Source organism: Nonomuraea sp. NPDC049419, assembly GCF_040676995.1.
GTDB classification, from domain to species: domain Bacteria; phylum Actinomycetota; class Actinomycetes; order Streptosporangiales; family Streptosporangiaceae; genus Nonomuraea; species Nonomuraea salmonea.
The window spans coordinates 828,585-844,314 of record NZ_JBFAQB010000002.1 but is presented as its reverse complement, the minus strand read 5'-3'; the positions used below and the strand labels follow the sequence as shown (position 1 = coordinate 844,314).

The 15,730-nt window shown below is 67.3% G+C and carries 16 protein-coding genes and 1 tRNA gene; 11 read left to right on the top strand and 6 right to left on the bottom strand.

Features of this window, described 5'->3' with window-relative positions; genetic code table 11:
* Positions 1-116: 116 nt before the first annotated feature.
* The gene (gene aceE / locus AB0K12_RS09170; protein ID WP_364557222.1) at positions 117-2,864 is read right to left on the bottom strand and encodes a pyruvate dehydrogenase (acetyl-transferring), homodimeric type; all 2,748 of its coding nucleotides are present in this window, start codon (positions 2,862-2,864) and stop codon (positions 117-119) included.
* Positions 2,865-3,580: 716 nt separating this feature from the next.
* On the opposite strand from aceE, the gene AB0K12_RS09165 reads away from it, so the two are divergent.
* The 7 genes from AB0K12_RS09165 to AB0K12_RS09135 all read left to right on the top strand — a co-directional run bounded on the left by AB0K12_RS09165 (position 3,581) and on the right by AB0K12_RS09135 (position 7,053).
* Complete coding sequence (locus tag AB0K12_RS09165) at positions 3,581-3,763, top strand: DUF1918 domain-containing protein (protein ID WP_364557219.1); 183 nt, start codon at positions 3,581-3,583, stop codon at positions 3,761-3,763.
* A gap of 9 nt (positions 3,764-3,772) precedes the next feature.
* A complete protein-coding gene (locus AB0K12_RS09160) occupies positions 3,773-4,180 on the top strand; it encodes a secondary thiamine-phosphate synthase enzyme YjbQ (RefSeq protein WP_364557216.1) in 408 nt (135 codons plus the stop codon).
* A 117-nt stretch (positions 4,181-4,297) separates the two neighbouring features.
* Entirely contained in the window at positions 4,298-4,729 is a 432-nt protein-coding gene (locus AB0K12_RS09155) for a DUF3052 domain-containing protein (protein ID WP_345387640.1), read from the top strand.
* 36 nt (positions 4,730-4,765) lie between these two features.
* Complete coding sequence (locus AB0K12_RS09150; RefSeq protein ID WP_364557212.1) at positions 4,766-5,221, top strand: peroxiredoxin; 456 nt, start codon at positions 4,766-4,768, stop codon at positions 5,219-5,221.
* A gap of 72 nt (positions 5,222-5,293) precedes the next feature.
* On the top strand, positions 5,294-5,575 hold the full coding sequence (locus tag AB0K12_RS09145; protein ID WP_364557210.1) for a hypothetical protein: 282 nt from the start codon (positions 5,294-5,296) through the stop codon (positions 5,573-5,575).
* Between the two features lie 447 nt (positions 5,576-6,022).
* Positions 6,023-6,964: an ROK family protein gene (locus AB0K12_RS09140; protein WP_364557764.1), complete on the top strand. Its 942-nt coding sequence runs from the start codon at positions 6,023-6,025 to the stop codon at positions 6,962-6,964.
* A 17-nt stretch (positions 6,965-6,981) separates the two neighbouring features.
* Positions 6,982-7,053: transfer RNA gene (locus tag AB0K12_RS09135), tRNA-Val, on the top strand.
* Here AB0K12_RS09135 and AB0K12_RS09130 read toward each other — a convergent pair.
* From AB0K12_RS09130 to AB0K12_RS09115, 4 genes are all read right to left on the bottom strand, one after another.
* Positions 7,013-7,708: a site-specific integrase gene (locus AB0K12_RS09130; protein ID WP_364557761.1), complete on the bottom strand. Its 696-nt coding sequence runs from the start codon at positions 7,706-7,708 to the stop codon at positions 7,013-7,015. The genes AB0K12_RS09135 and AB0K12_RS09130 overlap by 41 nt on opposite strands.
* Positions 7,709-8,292: 584 nt before the next feature.
* Entirely contained in the window at positions 8,293-8,493 is a 201-nt protein-coding gene (locus AB0K12_RS09125; RefSeq protein WP_319713682.1) for a helix-turn-helix domain-containing protein, read from the bottom strand.
* Positions 8,490-8,831: a replication initiator gene (locus AB0K12_RS09120; protein WP_364557207.1), complete on the bottom strand. Its 342-nt coding sequence runs from the start codon at positions 8,829-8,831 to the stop codon at positions 8,490-8,492. The genes AB0K12_RS09125 and AB0K12_RS09120 overlap by 4 nt, the downstream gene beginning before the upstream one ends.
* On the bottom strand, positions 8,828-9,970 hold the full coding sequence (locus AB0K12_RS09115) for a replication initiator (protein ID WP_364557204.1): 1,143 nt from the start codon (positions 9,968-9,970) through the stop codon (positions 8,828-8,830). Before AB0K12_RS09115 ends, AB0K12_RS09120 begins: the two co-directional genes overlap by 4 nt.
* Positions 9,971-10,080: 110 nt before the next feature.
* Here AB0K12_RS09115 and AB0K12_RS09110 point away from each other — a divergent pair, with 110 nt between their 5' ends.
* Entirely contained in the window at positions 10,081-10,950 is an 870-nt protein-coding gene (locus tag AB0K12_RS09110; protein WP_364557201.1) for a GntR family transcriptional regulator, read from the top strand.
* A gap of 1,597 nt (positions 10,951-12,547) precedes the next feature.
* Here AB0K12_RS09110 and AB0K12_RS09105 read toward each other — a convergent pair.
* On the bottom strand, positions 12,548-12,895 hold the full coding sequence (locus tag AB0K12_RS09105) for a hypothetical protein (protein WP_364557198.1): 348 nt from the start codon (positions 12,893-12,895) through the stop codon (positions 12,548-12,550).
* Positions 12,896-13,020: 125 nt separating this feature from the next.
* Here AB0K12_RS09105 and AB0K12_RS09100 point away from each other — a divergent pair, with 125 nt between their 5' ends.
* The 3 genes from AB0K12_RS09100 to AB0K12_RS09090 all read left to right on the top strand — a co-directional run bounded on the left by AB0K12_RS09100 (position 13,021) and on the right by AB0K12_RS09090 (position 15,389).
* Positions 13,021-14,235: a helix-turn-helix transcriptional regulator gene (locus tag AB0K12_RS09100; RefSeq protein WP_364557195.1), complete on the top strand. Its 1,215-nt coding sequence runs from the start codon at positions 13,021-13,023 to the stop codon at positions 14,233-14,235.
* A 30-nt stretch (positions 14,236-14,265) separates the two neighbouring features.
* On the top strand, positions 14,266-14,742 hold the full coding sequence (locus AB0K12_RS09095; RefSeq protein WP_364557192.1) for an NUDIX hydrolase: 477 nt from the start codon (positions 14,266-14,268) through the stop codon (positions 14,740-14,742).
* A 428-nt stretch (positions 14,743-15,170) separates the two neighbouring features.
* Positions 15,171-15,389 (top strand): hypothetical protein, encoded by a 219-nt coding sequence (locus tag AB0K12_RS09090; RefSeq protein ID WP_364557189.1) that lies wholly within the window; start codon positions 15,171-15,173, stop codon positions 15,387-15,389.
* Positions 15,390-15,730: the final 341 nt, after the last annotated feature.

The following is a 15,730-nucleotide window of genomic DNA, read 5'->3' as shown; positions in this document are numbered from 1 at the left end:
TGAGGCGGCACGTACCCCCTCCTGAACCTGCCGCCTCAGATGCCCGGCGGCCGGGACGGCCTGATACGACGGCGCTCCCGCGAAGATCTTCGCGGGAGCGCCGTATCTCGGTCGGGTCAGACGCCCATCGACTGGGTGTCGTTGCTCTCCGCGCCGCCCGCCTCGGTGACGCCGTTCTTGAGGTGGTAGCGGGCGATGGCCTCGCGCAGCACCTCGCCGTCGAGCTCGCCCCGCTTGACCAGGCTGCTCAGCACGGCCAGCGTGATCGAGGCGGCGTCGACGTGGAAGTGGCGGCGCAGCGCCGACCGGGTGTCGGACAGGCCGAACCCGTCGGTGCCCAGCGAGGACCAGTCACCCGGCACCCACTGCGCGATCTGGTCCTGCACGGCCTTCATGTAGTCGCTGACGCCCACGAACGGGCCCTGTGCCTGCGACAGCACCTGCGTGACGTAGGGGACGCGGCGCTCGGCGTCGGGGTTGAGCAGGTTGTGCTCGTCGCACGCCAGCGCGTCGCGGCGCAGCTCGGACCACGACGTGGCCGACCACAGCGTGGCCGACACGCCCCAGTGCTCGGCCAGCAGCCGCTGCGCCTCCACGGCCCACGGGCCCGCCACGCCGGAGGACAGGATGTTGGCCTTGGGCCCCTGCGTCTCCGGGCCGTCGGCGAACTTGTACAGGCCCTTGAGCAGCCCCTGCACGTCGAGGTCGGCGGGCTGGGCCGGCTGCAGGTAGGGCTCGTTGTAGACGGTCAGGTAGTAGAAGACGTCCTCGGGCTGGTCGCCGTACATGCGCCTGAGCCCGTCCTTGACGATGTGGGCCACCTCGAACGCCCACGACGGGTCGTAGGAGACGGCGGCCGGGTTCGTCGAGGCGATGAGCGGCGTGTGGCCGTCTTCGTGCTGCAGGCCCTCGCCGTTGAGCGTGGTGCGGCCCGCGGTGGCGCCCAGCAGGAAGCCGCGGCCCATCTGGTCGCCCATCTGCCACATCTGGTCGCCGGTGCGCTGCCACCCGAACATCGAGTAGAAGATGTAGATCGGGATCATGTGCTCGCCGTGCGTGGCGTAGGAGGTGCCGGCCGCGATCGCCGAGGCCATCGAGCCCGACTCGCTGATGCCCTCGTGCAGGATCTGCCCCTGCGTCGCCTCCTTGTACGACAGCAGCAGCTCCCTGTCGACGGCCTCGTACGTCTGCCCGTGGGGCGAGTAGATCTTGGCCGTCGGGAACATGGCGTCCATGCCGAACGTACGGGCCTCGTCGGGGATGATCGGCACGAACCGGTGGCCGATCTCCTTGTCGCGCATGAGGTCCTTCAGCAGCCGCACGAACGCCATCGTGGTGGCGACCTGCTGCTTGCCCGAGCCCTTCTGGAAGGTGGCGTAGACCTCGTCGCCGGGCAGCTTGACCGGCTTGGCGCGGATGACCCGCTTGGGCAGCACGCCGCCGAGCGCCGCGCGGCGCTCCTTCATGTATTGGATCTCGGGGTCGTTCTCGCCCGGGTGGAAGTAAGGAGGCAGGTCGCCCTCCAGCGCGGAGTCGGGGATCGGCAGGTAGAGCCGGTCCCTGAACTCCTTCAGCTCGGCCTTGGTGAGCTTCTTCATCTGGTGGGTGGCGTTGCGCGCCTCGAAGTCCTTGCCCAGCGTCCAGCCCTTGATGGTCTGGGCGAGGATCACCGTCGGCTGGCCGACGTGCTCGCGGGCCGCCTTGAACGCGGCGTAGACCTTGCGGTAGTCGTGGCCGCCGCGCGACAGCTTGCGGATGTCGTCGTCGGTGAGGTGCTCGACCATCTTGCGCAGGCGCGGGTCGGAGCCGAAGAAGTGGTCACGGATGTAGGCGCCCGACTCGACCGAGTAGGTCTGGAACTGGCCGTCGGGGGTCGTGTTCATCTGGTTGACCAGCACGCCGTCGACGTCGGCCGCCAGCAGCGGGTCCCAGTCGCGGCCCCAGACGACCTTGATCACGTTCCAGCCGGCGCCGCGGAAGTACGACTCCAGCTCCTGGATGATCTTGCCGTTGCCGCGTACCGGGCCGTCGAGCCGCTGCAGGTTGCAGTTGATCACGAACGTGAGGTTGTCGAGCTCCTCGCGCGCGGCCAGGCCGATCGCGCCCAGCGACTCGGGCTCGTCCATCTCGCCGTCGCCGAGGAAGGCCCAGACGTGGCTGCGGCTGGTGTCCTTGATCTGACGGTTGAACAGGTAGCGGTTGAACCGCGCCTGGTAGATCGCGCCGATCGGGCCGAGACCCATCGACACCGTCGGGAACTCCCAGAAGTCGGGCATGAGCCGCGGGTGCGGGTAGGAGGGCAGGCCGTGGAAGCCGTGTGACAGCTCCTGGCGGAACGCGTCGAGCTGGGCCTCGTTGAGCCGGCCTTCGAGGAACGCGCGCGCGTAGATGCCCGGGGCCGCGTGACCCTGGAAGAAGACCTGGTCGCCGGACTCGCCGTGGTCCTTGCCGCGGAAGAAGTGGTTGAAGCCCACCTCATAAAGGGAGGCGGCCGAGGCGTAGGTGGCGATGTGGCCGCCGACGTTGGTGCGGGCGTTGGCCCGGGACACCATGACCGCCGCGTTCCAGCGGATGTAGGCACGGATGCGGCGCTCGACGTGCTCGTCACCCGGGAACCAGGGCTCGCGCTCCGGCGGGATGGTGTTGATGTAGTCGGTGCTGCGCAGGCCCGGCACGCCGACCTGGTGCTCGCGGGCCCGCTCCAGCATGCGCAGCATGAGATAGCGGGCTCTGGTGCGGCCCTCGGTCTTGACGACGTTGTCGAGAGACTCGAGCCACTCGTTGGTCTCGCTGGGATCGACATCAGGCAGCTGGCTGGGTAGGCCGTCGCTGATGATCGAGAATCGCTGGCGTCCGGAAGCCACTGGGTCTCGCCTTCCGAGATGGACTGATGTCTGGTCTGGGTCGCCTTCCATCCTGGTCGCTAGCCGGAGAAAACGCATCTCTACTAGCCAGTAACCAGAGTGTCCCTGCTGGCAGGGCCGCCCCTGATGGCCTAGACCACCGATGGTAGGACGAATCGCCACCAAAGGTTACATCCCGGGAGCAATTTAACAAGACCAGAAAACCAACGAAATTTCGCTCGATTCCCGGCTGCTTCCGCGATGTCTCCTCCGTAGCCTTAGCCTCCCCTCGGGGGAGGCTTCTCACTCGCGGCGGGCGAGTCTATCCGGCCAGGTCGGCCGGGCGCTCAGAGCGGGATCGCGCCGGTCCGCCGGCCGCTCCTGGCCGGACCGTTCCTGGCTGTGATCATTCACGTGGCCAGGGCGGGATCACGCGCCGGCTTTCGGCGCCGGCGGGCGGCGGGCTCGGCCTGTTCCCGGGCTGCCCGCCGCGGCCTTCCTTCCGCTGTGGGGCCTGGCGCCGGTGCGCCCTGGAGGCTTCTCCTCGCCCTCTGCCCGGTGCCCCACAGCCCGGGCGCGTCGCCGCCGATCGGGGCTCCCAACCGTCGCTCTCGCGGTGGCGACGTTCGCTCCATGCACCGTAACAATCCGGTCATGATTCTGGAGCGCTCTCCAGACCCGGCAAAACTTAGGAATCTCACTTTTCGTACGGCATTCCACGTACCAATGTGAGAGGTATGAACGCGACGGTTGGCGACCGCCTCTTGGTACATGGCAATACCGTGGGCGAAAGGGACAGGAGTGGCGTAATCACTGAGGTCCAGGGCGTGGACGGCGCGCCCCCGTACCGGGTTCAGTACGACGACGGGCACACCTGCCTGGTCTTTCCCGGGCCCGATGCCGTGGTGCTGCATCAGTAAGATTTTCGCGTGAGATCTGAAATCATCGCTGTGGCCACCGGTTCCCGGGAGACCGTGCACGACATCACGGCCGAATGCGCCGAATTCGTACGCGGTCAGGGCGGCGACGGGCTGCTGCACGTCTTCGTGCCCCACGCCACGGCCGGGGTCGCGCTGCTGGAGCTGGGCTCGGGCAGCGACGACGACCTGCTGGCCGCGCTGCGCGACCTGCTGCCCGCCGACGATCGATGGCGTCATGCCCATGGTTCGCGCGGTCACGGCAGGTCCCACGTGATGCCCGCCCTGATCCCGCCGTACGCCACGATCCCCGTGCTGCGCGGGCGAATCGCACTGGGCACGTGGCAGTCGGTCGCCTTGATCGACCTGAACGTCGACAACCCGCAACGCCAGGTTCGGCTGTCGTTTTTGTCTGATTGATTCTGGCCGACCAGGGCCGTACCCGTGGCGACCGTTGACGACTGAGGGTCACAGCGTGTGGACTGTGCCGAAGCGATAAACCGCATAAGCGGGGCCACTCAAGCAGGAGGGATAAACGTGAGCGCGACCGCGGGTCAGGCGCAGGGCGAGCGCGGCCTGGCCGAACGACTCGGCCTCAAGCCGGGTCAGGTGGTGCAGGAGATCGGTTGGGACGAGGACGTCGACGACGAGCTTCGCGACTCCATCGAAGACCTGACCGGCAACGAGCTGCTGGATGAGGATAGTGATGACGTCGTCGACGTGGTGCTGCTGTGGTGGCGCGACGGTGACGGCGACCTCTTCGACGCTCTGACCAACGCCATGCGAGCACTCGCCGACGGCGGCCAGATCTGGCTGCTGACTCCCAAGGCCGGGCGCGATGGCCACGTGGAGCCGAGCGACATCGGGGAGGATGCCGCTACCGCGGGTCTCTCGCAGACGAGCAGCATCTCCGCCGCACCCGACTGGTCCGGGACCAGGCTCGTCCCGCCGAAGGGCAGCCGCCGGTAGGAGCCTCGAGCGCCTGCCGTACGGCAGGATGGACCTGTGAACGCACATCCTGCCGAGGTCGGCGCCCAGGCTCCCGATTTCGAGCTACAGGACCAGCACGGCACCCCGGTGAGCCTGCGACAGTTCCGGGGCGAGAAGGTCGTGCTGGTCTTCTACCCGCTGGCGTTCAGCGGCATCTGCGGCAGCGAGCTGTCCGCCCTGCGCGATCAGCCCATCGAGGGCGCGCGGTTGCTGACCGTGTCCGTCGACTCGGTCTTCACCCACCGTGCGTGGGCAGATCGCGAGGGTTACACATTCCCCCTGCTCTCTGATTTCTGGCCACACGGACAGGTCGCGCAGGCGTACGGTGTGTTCGATGAGGCGAAGGGGCTCGCGCAGCGGGGGACCTTCGTCATCGACGGTGAGGGCGTGATCCGGTGGTCGGTGGTCAATCCGATCTCCTCAGCGCGTGACGTCGCCGACTATGTCAAGGCGCTCGCCGATATCGCATGACGTTCAAGGACATCGCCGACTTCGGAGGAAACGATGCCCTGCTTCCGGTGCGGGGCCCGGCAGACGGACCCGGTGCGCGGAGCCAGCCCGTGGCAGCGCGGGGTGCGCCACGAGTCCCAGGTGCTCATCTGCCCTGACTGTCAGCGGCTGCACGACCTCGACCTCGACTCCTGCTCGACGTGCGGGTCCACGGCGCTGTTCTGCCGGCTGGGCGAGGTGGAGTGCCGGGGATGCGGCGCCGTCTGGATGGCCCGCTCGTCCACCGACCCCGTCCATCCACCCACCGTCGCCGCGCCCCCAGGGCTGTCGGCCGAGGTGGAGGCGGCACTCAACCGGGTCCTCGGGCGGGCCTGAGGGGGCTTGTGCGGGGTTGTGGGTGTGTGGCGGGCTTGGGGGGCTCCACTTGGGTTCGCGGAGCTGTGTGATGGTCTGGGGCGTCTTGAACGGGATGCGCGCCTCAGCTTGATCGTGTCCGGGACGCCGCGCCGAACCTGTCCGGGACGCCGCACCGAACCTGTCTCGGAGGCCGCACCGAACCTGTCCGGGACGCCGCACCGAACCTGTCCGGGAGGCTGCACCGAACTTGTCTGGGGCGCCGCGCCGAACTTGTCTGGGAGGCCCTGCCCTCGGACCCCGCACAGGGTCGTGGGACCCCTGCCACGGACCCCGGTTCGGCTGGTTGATCAAGGTCGTGGTCGGCGGCCGATCGATGTCGCGTTCACGTGCTGATCTTGTGCCTGGGGCCGGACACCCTTTCCGGACATTTGCTGAGCTGCGCTATCGTCTCCTTCCGTGTCCGCAATGAGTTCGTTCGTCGTCGCGCTTGACGTCGGTGGCACGTCCATGAAGGGCGGCCTGGTCAGCGAGTCCGGCGCGGTGCTGCTGAGCGAGCGGCGCCCCACCCCTCGGACCGAGGGACCGGAGGCGGTCGTGGCCGCGATCTCCGACTTCATCAGCCACCTGGCCGGATCGGGTGACGGCATCCCCGCCGGCGTCGGGCTCGCCGTACCGGGGCTGGTGACGGAGAGCACCGCCGTATACGCGACGAACCTGGGCTGGCGCGACGTCCCCGCCACGAACTTCACCACCCTGGACATCCCGGTCATGCTCGGGCACGACGTACGCACCGGGGGCCTGGCGGAGAGCATCCTCGGCGCGGGCCGCGGCGTCTCCGACTTCCTCTTCCTCCCCATCGGCACGGGCATCGCCGGCGCCTCGATCATCAACGGCGAACCGTACGGCGGCGCCGCCGGCTGGGCGGGCGAGATCGGCCACACCCCCGTCTTCCCCGACGGCGAACAATGCGCCTGCGGGCAGTTCGGCTGCCTGGAGACGTACGCGTCGGCGGCCTCCGTCGGGCGCCGCTACAGCCAGCGGGCCGGCGTCGAGGGCGTCAAGGCCGAGCAGGTGGTCTCCTCCGACGACCCCATCGCCATCGAGGTCTGGGACGAGGCCGTGGAGGCGCTGTCGCTGGCGCTGGCCACGTACACGCTGCTCCTGGACCCGTCCGTCATCGTCCTCGGCGGCGGCCTCGCCGAAGCCGGCCCCGCCCTGTTCGACCCCGTACGCACGCGCCTGATCAAGCGCCTGGCCTTCCGCGAGGCGCCCCCGCTCGTCCCCGCCGCACTCGGCGTGGACGCCGGCATGCTCGGCGCCGCCCTCCTGGGCTGGCGCGCCGCCGGCCGCCCCGAGCTGGGGCCCGGGTGGGTGGTGGATGTGCGATCGGGGCCGTTGGTGTCGTAAGGTGTAGTGCCGATCAGGGGCGGTTAGCTCAGCGGTAGAGCACTCGCCTTACAAGCGAGGGGTCACTGGTTCGAACCCAGTACCGCCCACCTGCGAAAACATTGGATATCTGATCTTGAAAACGGCGTCTGAGTGACTAAGTGAGTGACTAACTCCCAAAGATCTTGTCCATCGCCGCAGCCCCTGCATGATCACGGGCCTGATCTGGTGCCGGTAGACGGTCTCGGTGACCACCGTGTTGGAGTGCCCGACGAGGCGCGAGATGTCCTCGATGGGGACGCCGGAGTCTGACAGCACGGACACGAAGCTGTGCCGCAGCTCGCGAGGCGACCACTCCCGCCCGGTGAGCCCTGCCGCTTCCACGACCTTCCGGAAGTCACGCCGTACGTTGTGGGCCGTGACGGGGGTGCCGGTCCGCGTGCAGAAGACGAGGTCCGTGCCCTTCCACTGGTCCCCTGCCTTCTCCTGAGCGATCTCTTGGGCTTCCTTGAGCAGGCGTAGCGCTTCCACGCAGCGCCTAGGCAGTTTGAGAGACCGGCGGGACTTCACCGTCTTGGTGTCGCCCTTCTGCCGGACGGACCGCCAGACGTAGATCGCGAACTCCTCGTGTTCCCAGCCCACCTCGCCCACCGGGAGCCACGCGGCCTGAGCCTCGTCGTAGGCCACGACGTGCGACCAGAGCAGCGCCCTAAGCTCCTCCGTACGCGCGCCGATCAGGAGTGAGAGGACGATGTAGGCCCGCATGCGCTCGCCGCTCTTCTCTGCCTGTGTGAGGATGGCGAGAGCTTGAGCCAGCGTCAGGGCCTTCGACGGCCGACCCGTGCGCCCCTCCGGGATATCGCAGAGATCCACGACGTTCCGCTTGACCTTGTCGCGGCGCATCGCGCTCTTGACCGCCCGGTTGAGGATGCCGTGGATCAGCTTGAGCGATCGGGTGCCCAGTTCGCCCGTCTTACTGGCCAGCCACTTGTCCACGTCCTCCACGGACAGGTCTCGCAGCTTGCGGGCGCCGAGGGCAGGTATCACGTGCGTGTCGGCGTAGGTGTTGTACATCTTGACGGTTGCGGAGGAACGCCCGCCGAGGCCGTGCTGAAGCCAGTAGCGGACGGCGTCGGCCACTGTGTAGTTGGTAGGCACGATGGCGAGGCCGTCCTCATGGTCGCGGACGATCTCTTTGAGCTTGGCCTTGGCTTCGGTCTTGGTCTTGCCGCTGGCCTTCTTGACGATGCGCTTGCCGGCCGGGGTGTAGCCGACCGTCACTGAGGCGATCCAGCGTTGCCGCTGCTCGTCCCAGTGCAGGCCGCCGTCTCCTCGGCTGCGTCGTTCGGTCATGAAGCCTCCTGTTCGAGTAGGGAGATGTAGTCCTCTATGGCTGAGGCGGGGATGAGCCGGGTGCGCCCCTGGGTTACGGAGCGGAGGCGTCCTGAGCGGATGAGTTCGTAGATCACACTTCGACTGAGGCTGAGCAGGTGCATGGCCTCGCAGACGCGGTAGAGCCGCCGGTCGTGGGCGGGTGGGGGTGGGGTCATCCATCCGCCTGCTCTGCCGCGATCTTGCGGGCGGTCTGGACACGCTGGCGGATGTGTTCGGCCATGATCGCTTCGCCCGGGGTGTAGCCGATTCCGGCGAAGCGCCAGTGGCCCAGGACGAGCGTGGTGGCGTCACCGAGGGCGGGCAGGCCGTGGCGTTCGCGGGCTTCGGCCGCGCGATGGGCGGCGCGGGCGTTGCGCAGGTCGGTGAGGTTGAGCGAGTAGGCGCGGCTCTTGCTGGAGAAATGGCCGCGAAAGCCGAGCGTGTGCGCCCACGGACGGAGCCGCAGCGCCCTGAACTCAGGACGCGCGCCGAGGTCCCAGCAGGTGCGGATCATGCGCCGTGCGTGGTCGGTGACTGGCAGGCGTCGAGGCTCAGGCCGGGCTTGAGGCCCGTGCCGTGGCAGTGCCCGCAGGCGGCCATCAGGCTCAGCCGTCCGCGTCCGGCGCAGGCTCGGCAGGACAGGCGGTGATCGACGGTGCCGGAGGCTTCGGCGCCCTTGGTGGTGTACTTGGCGATATAGGAGGCGACGGCTCGTTCACTGAGCCCGTCGGCGCTGGGGTCGAGCAGGATAGGGCGGATGTCGAGTTGATCGCCCCAGGTGAGGGTCCACCGGCCGAGATCGCTCGGCGGTGTGGTGACGGTGACTTGATGGGCGGCGGGTGGGATGGCCTGGGTGAGCAGGTGGTGGTCTGCCCAGTCGGGTGGCGGCTGGCTTGGTCCGGCGGGGCCGTCGAGGCGGATGATGGCGTGGAAGTGGATCAGGCCGCGCCGCTGGTACTCGGCGACCTTGGCGAAGGACACCTTGACATGCTCGGCGAAGGCACGGCGGGTCATCCCGGTCTGGTTGGCCAGCTCCTGACGGATGGCCAGAGTGAAGCGATGCCACAGCGCACCCGCGTGCGCCTGCCACAGCACCGCGCCCGGGTAGTCGTAGCAGTCGGGGCAGATCGGCTGGCCGAGCCGTTCGTCCTGGGGCTTGTGTAGGAGGTGGCAGCCGACTGGCCGCCCGTGCCCGCACAGCCTGTCGCGATGGCGGGGACGGCAGGGACGGCCGTCGCGGTGGGAGTGGACGGGGCCGAAGGAGGGGGCGGTCAGGGTGACGAACGCCCGAGGGTGTGCGCTGACCGTCTCGGGTACGCCCTTGCCGCCCGACAGGCCCGCCCGGATCAGGTGGAAGGTGTCGGCCTGGTAAGTCTGCGAGCACGCTGGGCACACCAACGCGCGGCGGTTGCCGCAGGCCACCAGGAGATGTCCCGCGGGTTCCCCATCGGTGGTGTACGCGTGCAGGATCTCGCCCGTGCCCGCGTCCACGATCATCGACTGTCCGGCCAGGTGCACTGGATGGGCGCATCCGCCAGTCGCCGCGACCATAGAGCGCCACCGCGCATAGCCTGGCGCGTTGACCAGACGGGCCAAATCGGCCATCCACCCGGTGCCGGATGGCTGATCGTCGCGCTGTTCCTCCTTGCTCATAGGGCACCACCTCCTTCGCATAACTACTTGTACTACAGGTTGACAGACATGGCGCTTGCTCGTCAACCTGTAGTACAAGTAGTCCTGAGGATTTACCGAGGAAGGCCACCATGGACACCAACCCCGACGACAAGGACGCCCGCTGGCGCGTCATCGCCACCGACCTACGAGCCGCCATCCTGGATGGCCGCTATCCCCCCGGCGGCGCACTGCCCAGCGAACCCGAACTCGTCAGGAAGTACGACGTCTCCCGCCCCACCGTCCGTAAGGCCATCGAAACCCTCGTCTCCGAAGGACTGGCCTACGTCATGCGCGGACGCGGCTCCTTCGTCCGCCCCATGCCCGAACGCCGCACCATCCTCATCACTGACCGAGACCGACCCGACCTCGCCGCCCCCGGCAACCATCCCGACATCCAAGCATTCGGCTGGGACCTCGCCCAACGCGACCGTGAAGCCCCGCTCTTCACCGGCGAGAAGACCCCCGCCAATCGCGACGTTGCGATCATGCTCAGCGTCCGCCCCGGACACCTGGTCATCCACCGCCGCAGCATGTGGCACCGGGGCCACACCGCCGCCATCCACGGCGCATCAGCCCGCCTGGAGATCAACTCCTACACCAACGCCGACATGCTCCCCGACTGGGACGACCCCAAGCGCCACGCCCAGTACCGCAAGCGCCCCGCCCTCTTCTACCAATCCCTCATCCGCGAACACGGCCCCGTCCGCTGGATGACCCTCACCACCGCCCGCATCGCCTACGAAGACGAACGCACCGCACTCGGCATGGACTACGCCGAAGCCGTCCTCATCATCCGCCGCACCATGGCCCACCCCAACGGCCACCCCATCGAAGTCACCGAGGTCAAAGCCCCCGCCAACCGCTATGAGATCGGCTACCACCGCGAACTCTCCGACGCCCCCGAAGCCGACCTCACCCCGCAGGAACTCAGCGACAACGGCATAGACCTGATGATCTAGGCTCGAGTGCTGCGCCACTGCGAAGTCATCGCGATCAACGTGGCCTGCTACCGCTTCAAAACCCTTGCTGCCATCTTCACGACAGCCCCACCGCCGACAACCGGACCCCGCGCTTGGACTGCTAGCCATACGATCGCCCATCCCGGCAAGCACGCCACAACAGCCGAGAGGAGATGCCTTGAACGCACATCACGAACGCCTTCGCGCCCGGTTCCGCAACGTAGCGCCTCAACCTCCACCGCCACCGTGGCGTCCCCTTCCCCCGATCGCGGTCGGCGGCCTGACCGGTGTCGGATTCGGCCTTCATCCGGATTCGAGCGAAGATCTCATTCTCGTGACCTCTCATCAGGGGAGAGGCGTCATCGACTGCATCACCGGACAGCGAATAGCGCGCGATCCTGACCCAGAACATGCCTGGCCTGACGACTCCACCCTGACTTGCGTAGGGATAGGCCCTCTCGCAGACATTGCCATCCCGATCGCTGGTCTTATGGGTGGCGGGCTGCACACAACCACCGTGAACGGATGGTCACTGGACGTCATAACGCCCGACTGGCCCGACGAAAGCGTCCTGCTGTCCAAAGGGGGCGATCCCTACCGCGACGAGGCTGGATCGACCTGGTGGCACATCCACCGCGAAGAGAGCTGCGAGATCCGCGCAGCGGGCTTCTCACCCACCGGTCATACTCTGGCCGTCGCTTCCAGTTGCGCTCTTACCCTCTTCGCCCACCCTTGACGATCTCTGCACTATGGGGGCCCGGACTGGCTCAGAGTTTCTTTACTGGTTTCAAGGGCTCGCTGCGCTCGCCACGGGGCCGTCGGCCCGCTTAGCGGTCTGGCGGGCTTGCGCGTGCGGCCTGGGGGCCGTTCGCGCCCGCCACCGCACGCGGGCCGGCGGCCCCGACGATGAGCTTTCAAGATTCTGCCGCCCCGCTTCCGGTGCTCGGGCCTGGAGGCCCTGCGCTCCGGGTCGGGTTGCCATCGATTCACCCGGGTTGCTGCCTATGGTGGTGCCCGGCGTGGCGCAGGGCCGTTTCAGACCGACCCGCGAAGAGACCTCTGCTTGTTCCCTAGCCTGGTCTCCGCTTGCAGGTTCGCAGCCAGTTCATCCAACGTCGCCCCACAACGGACGTTGGACTGCCCGCTTGTACGGGGAACGGACTGTTTCCGAATGGCCGCCCACCCTGCTGCCATGTCGTGAACCTGCCACTCCGGGTACTCGGCGATCAACTTCGCCAAGGTCATGGGCACGGTTGGACTCCGGCGAACGGCGTACAGAGTGGCTGAGTCTCTCGGAGTTGGGCGTAGCGGAGAGCGATTCGGTGGGCGGCCCGAGTGGGCTCGGTGAGGGGGTGCCAGGCGTAGGTGACTCGCTGTCGTCTCGCGTCCCATGCTGAACGCCACCAGTACCGCTCGCCGTGACACCTGACGACCGGTCCGACCCAGACGGACACCAGCGCAAGCGTGCCTCTGCGCAGGATCTCCTTCACCGTTCCGCGCTGCCCCAGCAGCAAATCGCCAACGGCCCAAGTGCGAGCGGGACTGTGCAGCATGGCCACGAACTCGATCCGACATCCCGACTTTTCGCGAGTCTCCTTCACTGAGGGCTCGCTTCCGTGGATTCCGGGCGCAGACTGCGGATCGTCTCCGAGAGGGGGTGGCGTCGCTGAAGGTCCGCGTAGCGGAAGGCGACCCGGCGCGCGGCTCTCGACGGTTCGATGGCCGGATGGCGGGCGTACAGCACTCGTTTGCGGCGGTCGTCCCAGCCTGCCCGCCACCAGTACCAATCGCCGTCGCACCAGACGACGAGCCCGACCCACACGGACACCAGGCTCAGGCCATAGCCGTCATGAACGTCTGCGGATACGCCGTGAGCGGCGAGGGCGTCGGCCAGGGCATCGGCGGCGTGCTTCTCTGGTGTGGGGTGTCGGTTCTGCGGTTGCATGAGTGACCTCCCATCACGTACAGCAGTGACGTAGCGTGACGGTATGTGTCGGCTGAGCTGTGAGGCCGGAAAGAAATTCAGGGGTCCGTCGTAGGCATCCGATGAGGATGAAGTGCATGCGAGGAATGACCAGCAATCTGTCCATCGGCCAGCGCGTGGCCTGGTATCGGCGACGGCGTGGGATGTCGCAAGACGTACTGGCCGGGCTGGTGGGACGGACTACCGATTGGCTGAGCAAGGTAGAGAACGACCGCATCACCTTGGACCGTCTGTCCGTCATCAAGTCCCTGGCGAGCGTGTTGGACGTGTCCCTCGGTGATCTGCTGGCCGAGCCGCACCTGTTCGAGTGGACGGACGGAAGCGGCGATCAGACCATCCCCGCGCTGCGAGCCGCGATCACCGACTATCGGCAGCTCTCGCCGATGGCCGGGCTCGTGGAGAACGCGGAGCCCTCCGGGCAGGCCGACCTGCGACGTGCTCTTGCCGAGGTGTGGCGGGCGTACCAGGGCGCCCGGTACAGCTACGTGATACGGACTCTGCCTGGACTCCTCGGGAAGGCGCATCATGCCGCGCGCGTCGCGAACGGTGACGCGCGCATGGCGGCATCGGGAGTGCTTGGGCAGGTCTACCACGCCGCTGCCAGCATCCTTAGCAAGGTTGGTGAGGCTGATCTCGCGTGGATCGCCGCCGAGCGCGGTCTGTCCTTTGCACGGGAGTCCGGTGATCAGCTCGTTACGGCCTCCTTGCTTCGCTCCGTGACCCACGCCCTTCTGTCCAACGGCCGTTACGAGGCAGCCAAGCAGCTCACGATGGACGCCGCCGACCTGCTGTCTCCTGACCTCCCGCACGCCACGGCTGAGCTGCTTTCGGTGTACGGCACGCTGTACCTCGCCGGGTCGATGGCGGCGGCGCGAGACGACGACCGCAGCACGACACGCGCGTTCCTCGCCGAGGCGCAGGAAGCGGCGGTGCGGCTCGGCGGTGACGCCAACCATGTCTGGACCGCGTTCGGGCCGACGAACGTGCGTATCCATCAGGTGGCCACGGCAATCGAGCTGGGAGACATCCAGGTGGCTGTGGAGCTCGGGCCGACGCTGGATACCAGCGGGCTTCCGATCGAACGTCGCGCTCGTCATGGCCTGGCCGTGGCGCATGCCCTGAGCCTATGGAACCGTACCGAGGACGCGATGGCCGCGCTGCTGGAGGCCGAGACCATCGCTCCCGAGCAGGTGCGCCATCACTACCTCAGCCGCCAGCTCACGATGTCGTGGATCAGAAGGCAGAAGGGTAAACCCAGTTTCCAACTCGCAGCTCTCGCGCGGCGACTGCACATCGTGTGAAGGCAGTCCCTGTGGCGTAAGGTCGGGGCTGTGAACGATCAGGAGGCTCCGCCGTTCGCCCGGGCCCGTGCCGCTGCCGGTGCGCTGTTCTTCGATGACAGCAGTCGTGTGCTTCTCGTCCGTCCTACGTACAAGCCCTCCATGGACATCCCGGGCGGGTACGTTGAGCCGGGGGAGACCCCGTACGAGGCGTGCGTTCGAGAGGTGCAAGAGGAGCTGGGCATTCAGCCGGCCATCGGTCGCCTCCTCGTGGTCGATTGGGCGCCTCTCCCTAAGGAGGGCGACAAGGTCCTGTTCGTGTTCGACGGAGGCACCTTGGACGGCGAGTTGCTCAAGCAGATCAGGTTTGTGGACAACGAGCTGAGCGCCTACGAGTTTCATCCCGTCGAGGAACTGGACGGGCTGTTGATCGAGCGGCTTGCTCGTCGCGTCAAGGCCGCCGCTACTGCACGCGAGCTTGGCAGGACCGTCTATTTGGAGCACGGCCAGGCCGCTCCCACTGAGTGACTATCTGAGTGACAACGGCCCAGGACGAGCGTGGACGGTCGAGGACCAGGGCGGAACGTTCGCCGAGGTGGGACCCCGAATCACCCGAGGTCCCACCCTCTCGCGGCGAGCCTTACAAGCGAGGGGTCACTGGTTCGAACCCAGTACCGCCCACCTGCGACATCAGCCCCGTCTCCGATCACGGAACGGGGTTTCGTGCCAGTAGCGTGCCTTCCCGTGTTCCCTGTGCGGGACCGGGGTCTTCACGGCCGCTTCAGAGGGCGAGTGCCGAGGTCCATGTCCCTGACCCGGCACTGACCGTCTTGCTCATCTCGGAGGTAGGCCGATGCAGCACTCTGTCAGCGAGGCAGATGTTCTGCGAGAGCCGACTGGGGTCACCGCGCATGCATACTAAGAGGTTGTTAGCTGTTTCCATCCGGGCTGGGCTGATGTTGGTGTTCGCCCTGATGGGTGGAGGCGTGCTCACTGCGTTGGGCATAACGGCCGGCGACTTTTTCGGTGCCTCCTCCGGGAAAATTCTTGCGCTTGTCGGCGTCGGGGTGGTTCTGGTGATGCTGGTCTGTTGCGCACTTCTGGCGGGCGTCACCATACGGCTTTCGAGGTGGCTTCTAGAGCACTTCGTCAATTCCGGTGACAAGGAGATGTGACCCGGCATCGGGGACTCGTTCTGTGCTTCTTCTGAGCCTACGACGCGTTGAGGCCGCCGTGGACATGCTGACCAGCGGCCACTGGGCCGTGTCCTTTACCAGCGGGATCACGGGCTGAGCCGAGCGACGAAGAGCAGGTGACTCCAGCCGGCAAGGCGTATGAGGGGTACCGCTCCAGGCGCTCGCCGTCGGTCGGGCTGATCCGGAGTTTCCGATCCTCTTGCTCGCGGCTATTCGCGAGACGTCCTCTTGGAGATCGTGTCATCAGGCCCCCGGGCGCGGCCCTCGCCCGCCTGGAGGCGGGGGCCCGTTCGCCGCGATGACCCGGGACGTACGGGCAC